Genomic DNA, 12,594 nt, shown 5'->3' with positions numbered 1-12,594 from the left:
TAAAACTTAGTTGCCAGATACAATCTGGCAACTATATTATTATTTACTATTTATTCATCATTTATGCAATTTCTTTGCTATTTTCTACTAAGAATTTTACAACTTTTTCATTAACCACATCTATTTCTAAATATGATTTTTGAGCTTTTAATATTAAATCTGCTGTCTTTTCTACATCTTTGTCTCCATATTGTTTTGCTAATTCACTTGCTCTTTCTTTTAATTCTTCTTCTGTAGCTTTTATATCTTCAACCTTAGCTATCTTTTGTATTACTAAATCAGTTACTACTCTCTTTTGAGCTGTTTCCTTCATATATTCTCTAACTTTTTCTTCTGAACTATTAGTGAATTGATAGTATGATTTAAGATCTAATCCTTGATATTTTAATCTCATCTCTAAATCTCTTAACATATTATCTATTTCTTTTTCAATCATAACTTGTGGTATATCTATTGTAGCATTTTCTGAAACAGTATTTATTACTGCTTCTTCATATTCTCTTTTTGCTTTTTCTGCATTTTGTTCTTCCATTTTCTTTCTCATATCTGCTTTTAATTCATCTAATGTATCAAATTCAGATACTTCTTTTGCAAATTCATCATCAAGAGCTGGAAGTTCTTTAACTTTAATTTCCTTAATTGTTACTTCAAATTTTGCTTCTTTTCCATTTAAGTCTTCTCTTCCATATTCTTTTGGGAATGTTACTACAACATCTTTTGATGCTCCCTTTTCCATTCCTACTAATTGATCTTCAAAGTTATCTATAAATGTACCTGATCCAATTTCTAACTCATAATCTGCAGCTTCTCCACCTTCAAAAGCTTCTCCATCTACGAATCCTTTAAAGTCCATTACAACTAGGTTTCCTTTTTCTACTTTTCCTTCTTCTTTTGCTTCAATTCTTGCATTTTTTTCTTGCATTGATTTTAATTCATTTTCTATTTGTTCATCTTCTACTTTGTAGCTTACCTTTTTAACTTCTACACCTTTGTATTCTCCTAATTCTACTTCTGGAAGAACTGTAACTTCTGCTGTATATATGAAATCTTTTCCTTCACCTATTTGAACTACATCTATATTTGGATAATCTACTGGTTTTATGTTATTTTCTTCTATAGCTTTAGGATATGTATCTTCACAACAGAAATTTATAGCATCTTCGTAAAGCATACCTTCTCCATAATATTTTTTTACTATACTCATAGGTGCTTTACCTTTTCTAAATCCTGGTATATTAAATTTCTTAGCATTTTTTGCATAAGATTTTTTAACAGCTTCATCAAATTTTTTGCTTTCAACTGTTATTTCTAATTTTACAATATTTTTTTCTGTATTTTCCATTTTAACGTTCATTATACCTATTCCTCCTAATCATTCAAAATGATCATTTTAACCATATCATTATAACATAGATTTTATAGTATTAATACTCATTACAGCATTTTAACTATATAAACTAGTTAACTTATCTAATTTTATACCGTAATAATTATTATATATCATATTAGTGTGTTTTTACAATGTTTTTCATTGTTATAGATTATTTATTAAAAAATCTTTAGATTTTGTTAATTCCTCATAAGAAGAATAGTTTTCTCTATAGACTTCGATAGTATAAATATTATTATACCCTATTTCCTTTAATTTACAAGATATTTTTTTATAATCTATATCCCCTTGTCCTGGTAATAAACATATATTCTTATTATCTTTATCATTTATATGTACATTAACTATCTTTTCTCCCATCACATCAATATAATTTATAGGATCCTGCATTACTTTATACGCTTGTTTAATATCTAATGTATAATATATAGAATTTCTACATTCTTCTCTTAATATTTTAAGAAAATTTAGATTAGAAGACATACACCAAGCCACATTTTCTTGAGCTATTTTTATATTATTTTCACCTGCAATATATGATAATTCGTTATATACATCAACAATGTATCTTATATCTAAATTGGATAAATTATTTATTTTCATTCCATGAAAGGTATAGTAATTAGCCCCTAATAAATTAGCCGCTTTACAAACCTTTTTAAATGTTTTAATCATATCCCTTTGACGCCTCTTATATTTATCAAATAAATAAGGTTCAAACACTCCAGAAAAAGCATGTACTGAATTTATAAAGAAATTATTCTTGTTTTTTTCTTCTACAAGTTTATTTATAAATTCCCTCTCATATTCACTATATGTATTTAAAAATACTTCTCCAGTATTAAAACCTATATTTTTCATTAACCCTATACTTTCTTCTACGCCAGTAGGATAAAAACAAGCTGAAGATAATCCTATTTCCATTTTTTCCTCCTTAAAATAAACATATCCACACCAAAATTTTATTAATTACTTAGGTGTGGACATAAATTTTTATATTAATTATTGAGTTATGCTCCCATCAGGTTTTAAATATATTGTTTTTCCATCTACTATTACTGTAAGCCCTTTATCTGTAAGTTTATCAAATTTAATATTTTCTCCAGACCCACTTTCAACATATATATGATTTTTATTTTCCATATTATATATCCATATATACTTTGTTGTTTTATTAAACCATGGCAATTGAGAAATATACGCTATATTATTATTATCTATAAATTTAGGATCAATACTCCAGATGTATCCTTGGTTAGAGCTTAATATTGCATCTTTAGCAAAATTTTGCCCTGTAGTTGATACATATTGTTTATTTGTTATATCTTGTTTATTTCCATTAACATCTACTACAAACATATTTTGTGTATTAGTATTACATACAGTTAGAGCACTTTTATTTGAATTAATATCATATGTTAATTTATTATTATTAACATCTACATTCTTTATTACTTTATTTTTCTTATCGTCTTCAGTGTATATAATTTTAATCTTAACTCCACTTTCCAATTCTACTTCTACATTTTTGTCTTGTATTGGTGCTTCTTCTTTCTTTACTGTGGCATCTTTTTTAGGTTTTTCCTTAGAGGCTTGTTTATTTTTTTCCTCTGCTTGCATCTTTTCCTCAGCCTTAGTTTCATTTTTTATTTCATTAAGCTTAGCCTTTAGTTTATTAGATAAATTAGTACTATTAAACATTAAAAATATCCCTAATAAAACTATAGCAATAATGCCTATAAATTTTCTTCTTTTTCTCTTTTTCATTTTTCTTTCATAGTCCTTGCTAAATATACTTGGTTTTGCCACAATAATTCCTCCTAAAGTGTATATTAACATATAGCTTATAATAAAATATTAAATATTATAATAGTTATTCACATTTATTATAACTCAAAATAATAAAAATTAATAACTATTTATATAAATATTTAATTAATTTTTAATTTTTATTTACTATATATTTAAAAATTTATCATTATATTAAAAATAACTTATAACTATGGTAACAATAATTTATCAATCCATAATCATAAGTTATTTATTCCTAAATTTTATCTACTACTTCTACTACCTGGTTTAACAAAAGCTATACCCTTTTTACACAAAGAACAATCTTTTTCATCAAAAGTTTCTACTTTTAACTTACAAGCACTATACAAAGGATATTTTAATTTAATATCATCTGCTCTTCTATCTACTATACAAGCTACACCCACTATTTCTGCTCCTATATCTTCTATTATTTTAGCTACTTCCATAAAAGATTTGCCCGTGGTTACTACATCTTCCGATATTATTACTTTATCTCCTTTTTTTATTTCAAATCCGCGTCTTATGCACATATTTCCTTCTTTTCTTTCTGCAAATATACCTGGTTTGTGAGTTTGTCTTGCTAATTCATAAGACACTATAACGCCTCCCATAGCTGGTCCTACTATTATATCAAAATCAACCTCATGTAATTTATCTTTTATTACACTAATAACTTTTTCTGATTTATCAGGATATTGAAGAAGTCTTGCACATTGACAATACCTATTACTATGTTTTCCTGAAGATAATAAGAAATGTCCATCCATAAGAGCTCCAACCTCTTTTAACATATCTAAAACATTTATATTATTCATAATAACCCCACCTTTTTCGCATTAATGATTTATTTAACTATTCCTCTGATTTCATTTAAATCTTTTATATTCTCTTTATACATATAATTTTTTAGATCATTTATAACTTCTATTCCTATAGTTGGCATTATAAAATTACCAGTTCCTATTTGTACAGCTGTAGCCCCTACCATTATAAATTCTAATACATCTTTATATGATGTTATTCCCCCTATACCTATAACAGGTACTTTTACGTTTTTACATACCTCATACACCATTCTTAAGGCTATAGGTTTTATACATGGTCCCGAAAGTCCTGCAGTTATATTTTTAAATACTGACTTTTGTGTCTTTATATCTATAGCCATTGCCTTAAATGTATTTACTAAAGAAATGGCATCTGCTCCTGCCATTTCACATTTATAAGCCATATCAATTATATTTTCCGCATTAGGAGATAACTTAACTATAAGAGGTTTATCACATACTTCCTTGGCCCTTTTTACTACCTCATAAGCTACATCAGATTTTATTCCAAAAGCCATTCCACCCTCTTTAACATTAGGACAGGATATATTTAGCTCGATCATATCAACATTTGTGTTATTTAATTTATTAATAGCTTTTATGTATTCATCTATAGAACTTCCCCCCACATTAGCTATTATAGTTGTATCCATCTTTTCCATATTAGGAAGTTCTTCTTTTATAAATTTATCAACTCCTGGATTTTGAAGTCCTACACTATTCATTATTCCTGATGATGTTTCATGTATTCTTATACCATCATTTCCTTCTTTAGAATTTAAAGTAAGACCTTTTGTACAAATTGCCCCTAATTCTGATATATCATAAAACTCATTATACTCTTGGCCAAATCCAAAAGTTCCTGAAGCTGCTATTATAGGATTTTTTAAATCTAAACCACATAAATTAACTGATAACATTATATGTCTCTCCTTAAAATAATATCTTCTCCCTTAAAAACCGGTCCATCCTTACAAGTTCTTTTATTTCCCAATTTAGTTTTACAGGTACATACAAGACATGCTCCTACCCCACATGCCATTTTCTTTTCCATGGAAATATAGGAGGGTATATTTTCATTCCTACACATTTTTATAACCTTTTCCATCATAATTTCTGGACCACAACATAAAACTACATCATAATTTTCCGGTTTTAATTTATCTGTTATATACCCCTTATAACCTAACTTTCCACTATTGGTAGTTACTATTAGATTTGATACGTTAGATTTTATGGAATCTAATAAATAAACTTCTTCTTTAAACCCTGCATAAAAATCCACATTACAATTCTTCAAACTCTCTGCCACATATTTCATAGGTGCTATACCTATTCCTCCGCATACTATAGCTACATTACCCTTAATATTATCTACATCAAATCCATTTCCTAAAGGTCCCATAAGATCTATATTATTACCACTTTCTAACTTACTTAAAATTTTAGTGCCTCTTCCCTGGGTCCTATATAAAAACTCTATATTATTCTCATTTATTCCGTGTACACTTATGGGTCTTCCTAACAAAGGTTCATCCTCCCAAGCTCTTAACATATAAAACTGTCCTGGCTTACCTTTAAAATTTCCTTCAATTATAATTTTAAATATATCTTTTGATATTTCTTTATTTGAAATAACTATTCCATTTAAATATTTAGCTCCTATTTTAAACCCCTCCTAGAAATAGTTTATGCTCTAAGGTTATCTCTCATATTTATAACTTCTTTTCTAGAATACTCCTCAAAATTTCTCCCGTTCTCATCATATTTTTTATAGGCAAGCAATATTCCTCTAGAAGAATTAACTACTCCTCCATTCCCATTTTTTAAATAAGATTTAGCCGTAGCACTATCTCCACCTTGAGCACCATAACCTGGTATTAATAAAAATGTGTTTTTTAATTTACTTATCATATCTCCATCTTCACAAGTACAACCTACTACTGCCCCTATAGAGCTATATCCACATTTGCCTACGTATTTATTACCCACTTGTTCTAACTTTTCTCCTACTATATCATAAACTTTTTTATCACTTTTTAAGGGTAAATATTGAATATCTGACCTCCCCTCATTAGAAGTCCTTAAAAGAATAAATACTCCTTTTTCTTTATTCTTTATATAATCCTCATAAGGATTTAATGTATCCATACCCATATATGGATTTAGTGTTATAAAATCACTTTCAAAATCCCCTGTAAAGTGAGCTTTAGCATACATTTTAGCAGTATTTGATATATCTCCTCTTTTTATATCTGCTATAGCTAAAGCTCCTTTTTTTCTTATATATTCTAACGTATTTCTATACGCAACTAATCCTTTTATCCCCAAGGCTTCATAATAAGCTATTTGAACCTTATAACAAGCTGATACATCGAAAGTTGCATCTATTATTCTTTGATTAAACTTAAATAAAGCTTCTTCATTTGAATTACATCCTTTTAAAAAGCTTTTAGGTATATAGCTTAAATCCGTATCTAACCCCACACAAACATTTCCCTTTTCTTCTACCGCTTCATATAATTTATCTATAATCACTAAATCAGTCCCTTCTTACATATCAATATCCTTATAAATAACTTTTCCACTTCTAATTGTAACTTTTACTTTTCCATAAACTATTTCACCATCTAATGGTGTATTTTTTCCCTTAGAGCAAAATTCTTCTACATTTATATAATATTTTTCTTCAGTATCTACTAATACTAAATCCGCTTCTGTACCTATTTTTATTTCTCCTTTATTTACCCCCAATAAATCAGCGGGGTTCTTAGACATTAATTGTGACAATTTATTTAAGCTTATATTATTTTCTCTAACTAAGGTTGTATAACATACAGAAAAAGCCGTTTCTATTCCTGATATACCTGGACTTCCTTTTATCTTATCTTCTGACGTATGAGGTGCATGATCTGTAGCTATGCAATCTACAAATCCATCTTTTATAGACTTTATCAAAAATTCTACATCTTCTTTTTTTCTAAGAGGTGGATTAACTTTATACTGAACATCCTCCGTCATTGCTATATGATGAGGAGTTACTTCACAGGTTACTTTTATTCCTTTATCCTTAAAATCCATTATATATTTCATGGATTCTTTAGTACTTACATGAGCAATATGAACCTTGCAACCAGTAAATTGACTTAAAGTTATATTCCTCCAGGTCATCAAATTTTCTGATAATCTGCTATCTATATTTGATACATCATGATTTTCCGAGTGACACATTACTATAATATTTTTTTCTTTTGCTTTAAACATGGCACTCATAAGTACACTACTATCCATTACATCTCTACCATCTTCTGATATTACTTTTATATTATCTAAAGTATCTAGATGATCAATATCCTCACCATTGAAATTTTTTGTAATAGATGCTGTTTGATGAATGTCTATAATATCTAAATCTTTGGATTTATTTAACACATAATTTAATTCCTTAATAGAACTGCAAATTGGATTTGTATTTGCCATTAAGTTTACCATAGTATATCCGCCTCTTGCAGCAGCTCTACTTCCGGTCTCTATATCCTCTTTATAAGTAAATCCTGGATCTCTAAAATGAGCATGCATATCTATAAAAGAAGGAAGAAGAGTTCGTCCTCTTCCTTCTATTATGAAACAATTTTTATTTAGGTTCTTTCCTATTTCTTCTATCTTTCCATCTTTTATATAAACATCCCCAGTAAAATTTTGACTCCAATCTATAACCTTAACATTTTTTATTAATAAATCTTCCATTTAATCACCCCTAAAACTATCTAGTTAATTCTCCTCCGGAATATATCTCATCACAATATCTGCATCTATATTCTCCATTTTCTCTATTTACTAGATAAAATTCATGAGGTATATATTTTTCTGTAGAAGTTACACATCTAGGATTCTTGCATTTTATTACATTTTGTATTGTGTCTGGTAATTTCAATTTTATTTTTTCCATTATTTTTTCATCTTTTATAATATCTATAGTAATTGTAGGATCTATAAATCCTAAAATCGTGTAATCTATATTCATAGTATTTTCAATTTTTATTATATCCTTTTTACCTAGTTTTTCGCTTTCTGCATTCATTATAAGAGCAACTCTGTAATCTACATTATTTAATCCTAAGTAATTAAATATTTTCATTCCATGTCCAGCTTGTATATGATCTATTACTATTCCATTTCTTATACTATTTATAGTTAACATTATTTCACCCCCAATAATTTAGCCATTAATGCCATTCTTACATACATACCATACTTGGCCTGTTTAAAGTAACATCCTCTTGGATCATTATCTATATCATAGGCAATCTCATTTACTCTTGGTAAGGGATGAAGCACTATCATATCATTCTTTGCATATTTCATTTTTTCTTCATCTAATATATAACTATCTTTTAATCTTATATAATCATCTTCATTAAAAAATCTCTCTCTTTGAACTCTAGTCATATAAAGTATATCTATTTCTTTCATTGCTTCTTCCATGTTTGACAGTTCTTTAAACTCTATATTATTTTTTTCTAATATTTCTTTTCTGATATAATCTGTAATTTTTAGTTCACTTGGAGACATAAATATGAATTTATTATTTTCATACCTTGATAAGGCTTTTACTAATGAATGTACAGTTCTACCAAATTTTAAATCTCCACAACAACCTATAGTTAAATTAGACAGGTTACCTTTAAGGGATTTAATGGTTAAAAGATCTGTTAAAGTTTGAGTTGGATGTTGATGACTTCCATCTCCAGCATTTATAACTGGTATTGGTGAATACATTGAAGCTATTCTAGGAGCTCCTTCTTTGGGATGTCTCATGGCTGCTATATCTGCATAACAACCTATTGTTCTTATAGTATCTGCTACACTTTCACCTTTAGCTACAGAACTTGAATTAGGTTCTGAAAATCCTATAACTCTTCCACCTAATCTAAGCATAGCTGCTTCAAAACTAAATCTTGTCCTTGTGCTTGGTTCATAAAACAATGTTGCTAAAATCTTACCATCACATAAGTGAGCAAATTTTTCTGGTTCTTTAGCTATATCCTGTGCTAAAGAAAATATTTCTTCTAACTCCTCTAGTGTAAAATCCATTGGGTCTAATAAATGTCTTCCTTTTAACATTTATATTCCTCCTTTTTAATCTCACTGGATTAAATTTAAAGGTATAAAAAATGCCTTCCCTTTAAGGGAAGGCAGAATTATACTCTATGTAATATAACTATAGCTATGATAAATATAGTCATACTATTACTAAGTTATCTATTTTCCTTCCCAGCCTCTCTGGACCAGAATTAAAGGTATTTTTTTCTTAATAAGAATAATATCATAGAATATATTTATGGTCAATACTTATTTTAAATTTTTTGCCATTAGAGCAGCACCTATTGCACCTGCATATCTTCCAAGGTCATTGGATTTTACTTGTGATTGTAGTTTTTCAGATAACTTTTCTACTATGTATTTATTATCACTCAATCCACCAGTTAAAAAATAATTTTTCCCCTCTGAATGTTTTTGACATAAAGATTTTACTTTTGTTGTTATAGATTCCAATACTCCAAAAGCTATATCCTCTCTATTTTTTCCACTACCTATTAAACTTATAACTTCAGACTCTGCAAATACTGTGCACATAGAGGTTATATTAACTCCTCCACCCTTTTGAGCTAAAGCACACATATCATCAATATTAAGCCCCAGTGTGTTTGCCATAAGTTCTAAAAATCTACCAGTACCTGCAGCACATTTATCATTCATACTAAAATTAGTTATATTACCCTCTTCTACTGTAATAACTTTAGTATCTTGTCCACCTATATCTATTACAGTACAATCCTCGTGAAATAAATAATATGCACCTTTTCCGTGGCAGGTTATTTCTGTTATGGTTTTATCAGCATAAGGTACTGAAACTCTACCATACCCAGTTGCAACTATTTTACTTTCATCTTTACTTATTCCTAAGTTACCCAATTTTTTTGCTATATCTTGTGCTGTTTTTACACTACTCCAACCGGTAGGTGCTACAAAGATTTCCTTTAATATATTATCTTCAAACACACATACTTTACTAGCTGTAGAACCTATATCTATACCAATATAAAACATACACTCCCACCTCTTACTATATATAATAATTTTTTCTGACTTTTTTAGCTAAAGATTGAAAACCTAAATTTTTTACATTATTATTTTCTACTATTTCCATTATTCTTTTTTCATCTTCCTTATTGTACATTATGCATATACCACAAGACTTCGATAATTCTCTTGGTGTAGGAACAATAGTGTGTTTTATATTATCTCTTTTTAATAAATTATTTAACTTCATTCCTTCTGTATGTGAAGGAAATAATACATAATATTTTATTTCTTCCATAAGAATACTCCTTTTTATATTTAAAATCCATTAAAATTTAGTCCCCACTCTTAAGAATGAGGACTAAAATTAATATATTTATATCATTTCAAGGAATGCTTCAACTCTAGTTTTTATTTGTCCTGAATCTTCTGTTGAATAATCAGTTTCAATATGCATTACTGGAATATTTTTTTCTTTTAATCTTCTCTCTACATCTCTATGTTCTAAAGCATATGTGTGACAGAAAGATAAGTTTGTATCAATAACACCATCTACATCGTATTCCTTTGCATACTCTATAACATCATCTATTCTCTCTGTATTTGGCGTAAAGCATGCACAATTAATATTTAAATATCTTGCACCCATATTGTGAATTAACTCTTCTAAAGTACCTCCCTTATCTGATACTTCATTTTCAAAATATCTAGTGCCTGTACATGTTTCTTCAACTACTATTTCAGCATTTAAACTTTCTATTATTGAATGTAACTTCCAGTTAGGTAATGCCATTGGTGTTCCTGTAATTAATATTCTCTTTTTCTCACTTTTTTTTGAAGTTTTAACTCTTTCTTCTAACTCATCGCATAATTCGTTTACCTTTTCAGTAAATCTCTTTGAATCATCATAGAAAGCTATTTGAGTTATTAAAAGACAATCTAATCCACTTATTGGTGATGGTTTATTTTTTCTTAAATCATATAATCTTTTTAACGCCTTTCTTTTTCCATTAGTAATTTTTATACCTTCTTTTAAAGATTCAACTGTTATTTTATTTCCAGTTAATTCCTCAATTTTTCTTACTAAATTTTTTATCTCTTCTTCCCATCTCTTATAATCTCTGTCTCTCTTCATTTGAGGAAGATCCATTATATGTACTGGTATATACTTTTCTAATACTTCCCAAGCCTTTTTCTTACCATCACAAGTAGTTTCTCCTACAACCATATCACAAGATTGAAAATAAGGACAGGTACCACCTATTTTAGCTCCCATAAATGCTTTTATTAAAGGACAAAGATTTCTAGGTAAAACCTTTTCTCCATCCTCTATCCAAAATTGTGAACCTGCACATAATCCAACACTTGTAGCTTTAGCTGCTAATATAACTTCTTCTGGTACAAATACACAAAATGTACCTATAACTTTTTCACCTTTTTTTCTTTTTTCATCTAATTCTTGAATTCTAAGTCCATGCACTTCTGAAACTACAAAATTAAAGTAATTCATTCCCTCAGGTCTATTTTCTTGATTTAAATATGTAGCACCATAAAGTTCTGGTAACACTGCGCATAATTGATCATGCTTTTCTAAATTAACTCCTAAATCTGTCCAAAGTTTTCTATAATCCCCCATATACTTACCCTCCATAATTAATAATTAAATGCTTTATTTTTATTTTAACACACCTAAACAGTAGAAGTTATTTTAAAAATTTATGATTATAGTGTAGTATTATAATACTTTTTTATAGAACTTGTACTAATAATGTTAAAACTCGTTCAAAAATACTCTTCTCCTCTATAATAAAAAAGAGGTCTTATAGAATAATATTCTATAAGACCTCTTCTTTTCTATTAACCCTGTACGAAACACTTTAAAAAACTATGGTGCACCTAGCAGGATTCGAACCTGCCACCTCCGGATTCGAAGTCCGTAACTCTATCCAGCTGAGCTATAGGTGCTAAATTAATTTTAAACATAAAAATGGAGCGGGTGAAGGGAATCGAACCCTCGTAACTAGCTTGGAAGGCTAGCACTCTACCATTGAGTTACACCCGCATGTAATTAATTGGAGCGGAAGACGAGATTCGAACTCGCGACGTTCACCTTGGCAAGGTGACGCTCTACCACTGAGCCACTCCCGCATAATTTATTCTTTTTAAAATGGTGCAGGTGAAGGGAGTCGAACCCCCATGCCAAAGGCGCTAGATCCTAAGTCTAGTGCGTCTGCCAATTCCGCCACACCTGCATAATTAAATTGGTGATCTACCGGGGAATCGAACCCCGGACACCATGATTAAAAGTCATGTGCTCTACCGACTGAGCTAGTAGATCATATATGGCTGGGATGGCAGGATTCGAACCTACGCATGTAGCAGTCAAAGTGCTATGCCTTACCGCTTGGCGACATCCCAACATGGGGTGAGTAAAGGGATTCGAACCCTTGACAACCAGAACCACAATCTGGCGCTCTACCA

13 protein-coding genes and 6 tRNA genes are annotated in these 12,594 nt (G+C 29.2%); all 19 read right to left on the bottom strand.

The window, feature by feature from the left end; translation table 11 throughout:
* Nucleotides 1-61: 61 nt before the first annotated feature.
* The 19 genes from tig to BN1711_RS02330 all read right to left on the bottom strand — a co-directional run bounded on the left by tig (nt 62) and on the right by BN1711_RS02330 (nt 12,531).
* Nucleotides 62-1,354: a trigger factor gene (tig, locus tag BN1711_RS02420; RefSeq protein ID WP_050606598.1), complete on the bottom strand. Its 1,293-nt coding sequence runs from the start codon at nt 1,352-1,354 to the stop codon at nt 62-64.
* A 180-nt stretch (nt 1,355-1,534) separates the two neighbouring features.
* Nucleotides 1,535-2,314, bottom strand: coding sequence for a sugar phosphate isomerase/epimerase family protein (locus tag BN1711_RS02415; protein WP_050606597.1), 780 nt, complete (start codon nt 2,312-2,314; stop codon nt 1,535-1,537).
* 78 nt (nt 2,315-2,392) lie between these two features.
* The gene (locus tag BN1711_RS02410) at nt 2,393-3,199 is read right to left on the bottom strand and encodes a tRNA (guanine-N1)-methyltransferase (protein WP_050606596.1); all 807 of its coding nucleotides are present in this window, start codon (nt 3,197-3,199) and stop codon (nt 2,393-2,395) included.
* A gap of 245 nt (nt 3,200-3,444) precedes the next feature.
* Nucleotides 3,445-4,020 carry an orotate phosphoribosyltransferase gene (pyrE, locus tag BN1711_RS02405; protein ID WP_050606595.1) on the bottom strand — a complete coding sequence of 192 codons (576 nt, stop codon included), beginning with the start codon at nt 4,018-4,020 and terminating at the stop codon, nt 3,445-3,447.
* Between the two features lie 29 nt (nt 4,021-4,049).
* Nucleotides 4,050-4,949 carry a dihydroorotate dehydrogenase gene (locus BN1711_RS02400; RefSeq protein WP_050606594.1) on the bottom strand — a complete coding sequence of 300 codons (900 nt, stop codon included), beginning with the start codon at nt 4,947-4,949 and terminating at the stop codon, nt 4,050-4,052.
* Entirely contained in the window at nt 4,949-5,695 is a 747-nt protein-coding gene (locus tag BN1711_RS02395) for a dihydroorotate dehydrogenase electron transfer subunit (RefSeq protein WP_050606593.1), read from the bottom strand. Before BN1711_RS02395 ends, BN1711_RS02400 begins: the two co-directional genes overlap by 1 nt.
* 23 nt (nt 5,696-5,718) lie before the next feature.
* Nucleotides 5,719-6,567 (bottom strand): orotidine-5'-phosphate decarboxylase, encoded by an 849-nt coding sequence (gene pyrF / locus BN1711_RS02390; RefSeq protein WP_050606592.1) that lies wholly within the window; start codon nt 6,565-6,567, stop codon nt 5,719-5,721.
* Between the two features lie 15 nt (nt 6,568-6,582).
* The gene (locus BN1711_RS02385; RefSeq protein ID WP_050606591.1) at nt 6,583-7,776 is read right to left on the bottom strand and encodes a dihydroorotase; all 1,194 of its coding nucleotides are present in this window, start codon (nt 7,774-7,776) and stop codon (nt 6,583-6,585) included.
* A gap of 16 nt (nt 7,777-7,792) precedes the next feature.
* Complete coding sequence (locus BN1711_RS02380) at nt 7,793-8,230, bottom strand: aspartate carbamoyltransferase regulatory subunit (protein ID WP_050606590.1); 438 nt, start codon at nt 8,228-8,230, stop codon at nt 7,793-7,795.
* Nucleotides 8,230-9,153 (bottom strand): aspartate carbamoyltransferase, encoded by a 924-nt coding sequence (gene pyrB, locus BN1711_RS02375; RefSeq protein ID WP_050606589.1) that lies wholly within the window; start codon nt 9,151-9,153, stop codon nt 8,230-8,232. The genes BN1711_RS02380 and pyrB overlap by 1 nt, the downstream gene beginning before the upstream one ends.
* 228 nt (nt 9,154-9,381) lie before the next feature.
* Entirely contained in the window at nt 9,382-10,140 is a 759-nt protein-coding gene (locus BN1711_RS02370) for an acyl-CoA dehydratase activase (RefSeq protein ID WP_050606588.1), read from the bottom strand.
* A gap of 16 nt (nt 10,141-10,156) precedes the next feature.
* Nucleotides 10,157-10,411 (bottom strand): putative Se/S carrier protein, encoded by a 255-nt coding sequence (locus BN1711_RS02365; protein ID WP_050606587.1) that lies wholly within the window; start codon nt 10,409-10,411, stop codon nt 10,157-10,159.
* Between the two features lie 78 nt (nt 10,412-10,489).
* Nucleotides 10,490-11,749: a double-cubane-cluster-containing anaerobic reductase gene (locus BN1711_RS02360; RefSeq protein WP_050606586.1), complete on the bottom strand. Its 1,260-nt coding sequence runs from the start codon at nt 11,747-11,749 to the stop codon at nt 10,490-10,492.
* 252 nt (nt 11,750-12,001) lie between these two features.
* Nucleotides 12,002-12,078: transfer RNA gene (locus BN1711_RS02355), tRNA-Arg, on the bottom strand.
* A 23-nt stretch (nt 12,079-12,101) separates the two neighbouring features.
* Nucleotides 12,102-12,175 (bottom strand) — tRNA-Gly (locus BN1711_RS02350).
* Between the two features lie 11 nt (nt 12,176-12,186).
* A tRNA-Gly gene (locus tag BN1711_RS02345) sits at nt 12,187-12,261 on the bottom strand.
* A gap of 20 nt (nt 12,262-12,281) precedes the next feature.
* A tRNA-Leu gene (locus BN1711_RS02340) sits at nt 12,282-12,365 on the bottom strand.
* 10 nt (nt 12,366-12,375) lie between these two features.
* Nucleotides 12,376-12,451: transfer RNA gene (locus tag BN1711_RS02335), tRNA-Lys, on the bottom strand.
* A gap of 5 nt (nt 12,452-12,456) precedes the next feature.
* Nucleotides 12,457-12,531 (bottom strand) — tRNA-Gln (locus BN1711_RS02330).
* Nucleotides 12,532-12,594: the final 63 nt, after the last annotated feature.

Source organism: Clostridium niameyense, from assembly GCF_001243045.1.
Classification (GTDB): domain Bacteria; phylum Bacillota; class Clostridia; order Clostridiales; family Clostridiaceae; genus Clostridium_F; species Clostridium_F niameyense.
This window is presented reverse-complemented; position numbering and strand designations above follow the sequence as displayed.

What these genes read in the sequence shown, in the direction of transcription:
- tig (WP_050606598.1), bottom strand. Translation starts at nt 1,354, where the DNA reads ATGAACGTTAAAATGGAAAATACAGAAAAAAATATTGTAAAATTAGAA.
- BN1711_RS02415 (WP_050606597.1), bottom strand. Translation starts at nt 2,314, where the DNA reads ATGGAAATAGGATTATCTTCAGCTTGTTTTTATCCTACTGGCGTAGAA.
- pyrE (WP_050606595.1), bottom strand. Translation starts at nt 4,020, where the DNA reads ATGAATAATATAAATGTTTTAGATATGTTAAAAGAGGTTGGAGCTCTT.
- BN1711_RS02400 (WP_050606594.1), bottom strand. Translation starts at nt 4,949, where the DNA reads ATGTTATCAGTTAATTTATGTGGTTTAGATTTAAAAAATCCTATAATA.
- BN1711_RS02385 (WP_050606591.1), bottom strand. Translation starts at nt 7,776, where the DNA reads ATGGAAGATTTATTAATAAAAAATGTTAAGGTTATAGATTGGAGTCAA.
- BN1711_RS02380 (WP_050606590.1), bottom strand. Translation starts at nt 8,230, where the DNA reads ATGTTAACTATAAATAGTATAAGAAATGGAATAGTAATAGATCATATA.
- pyrB (WP_050606589.1), bottom strand. Translation starts at nt 9,153, where the DNA reads ATGTTAAAAGGAAGACATTTATTAGACCCAATGGATTTTACACTAGAG.
- BN1711_RS02370 (WP_050606588.1), bottom strand. Translation starts at nt 10,140, where the DNA reads ATGTTTTATATTGGTATAGATATAGGTTCTACAGCTAGTAAAGTATGT.
- BN1711_RS02365 (WP_050606587.1), bottom strand. Translation starts at nt 10,411, where the DNA reads ATGGAAGAAATAAAATATTATGTATTATTTCCTTCACATACAGAAGGA.
- BN1711_RS02360 (WP_050606586.1), bottom strand. Translation starts at nt 11,749, where the DNA reads ATGGGGGATTATAGAAAACTTTGGACAGATTTAGGAGTTAATTTAGAA.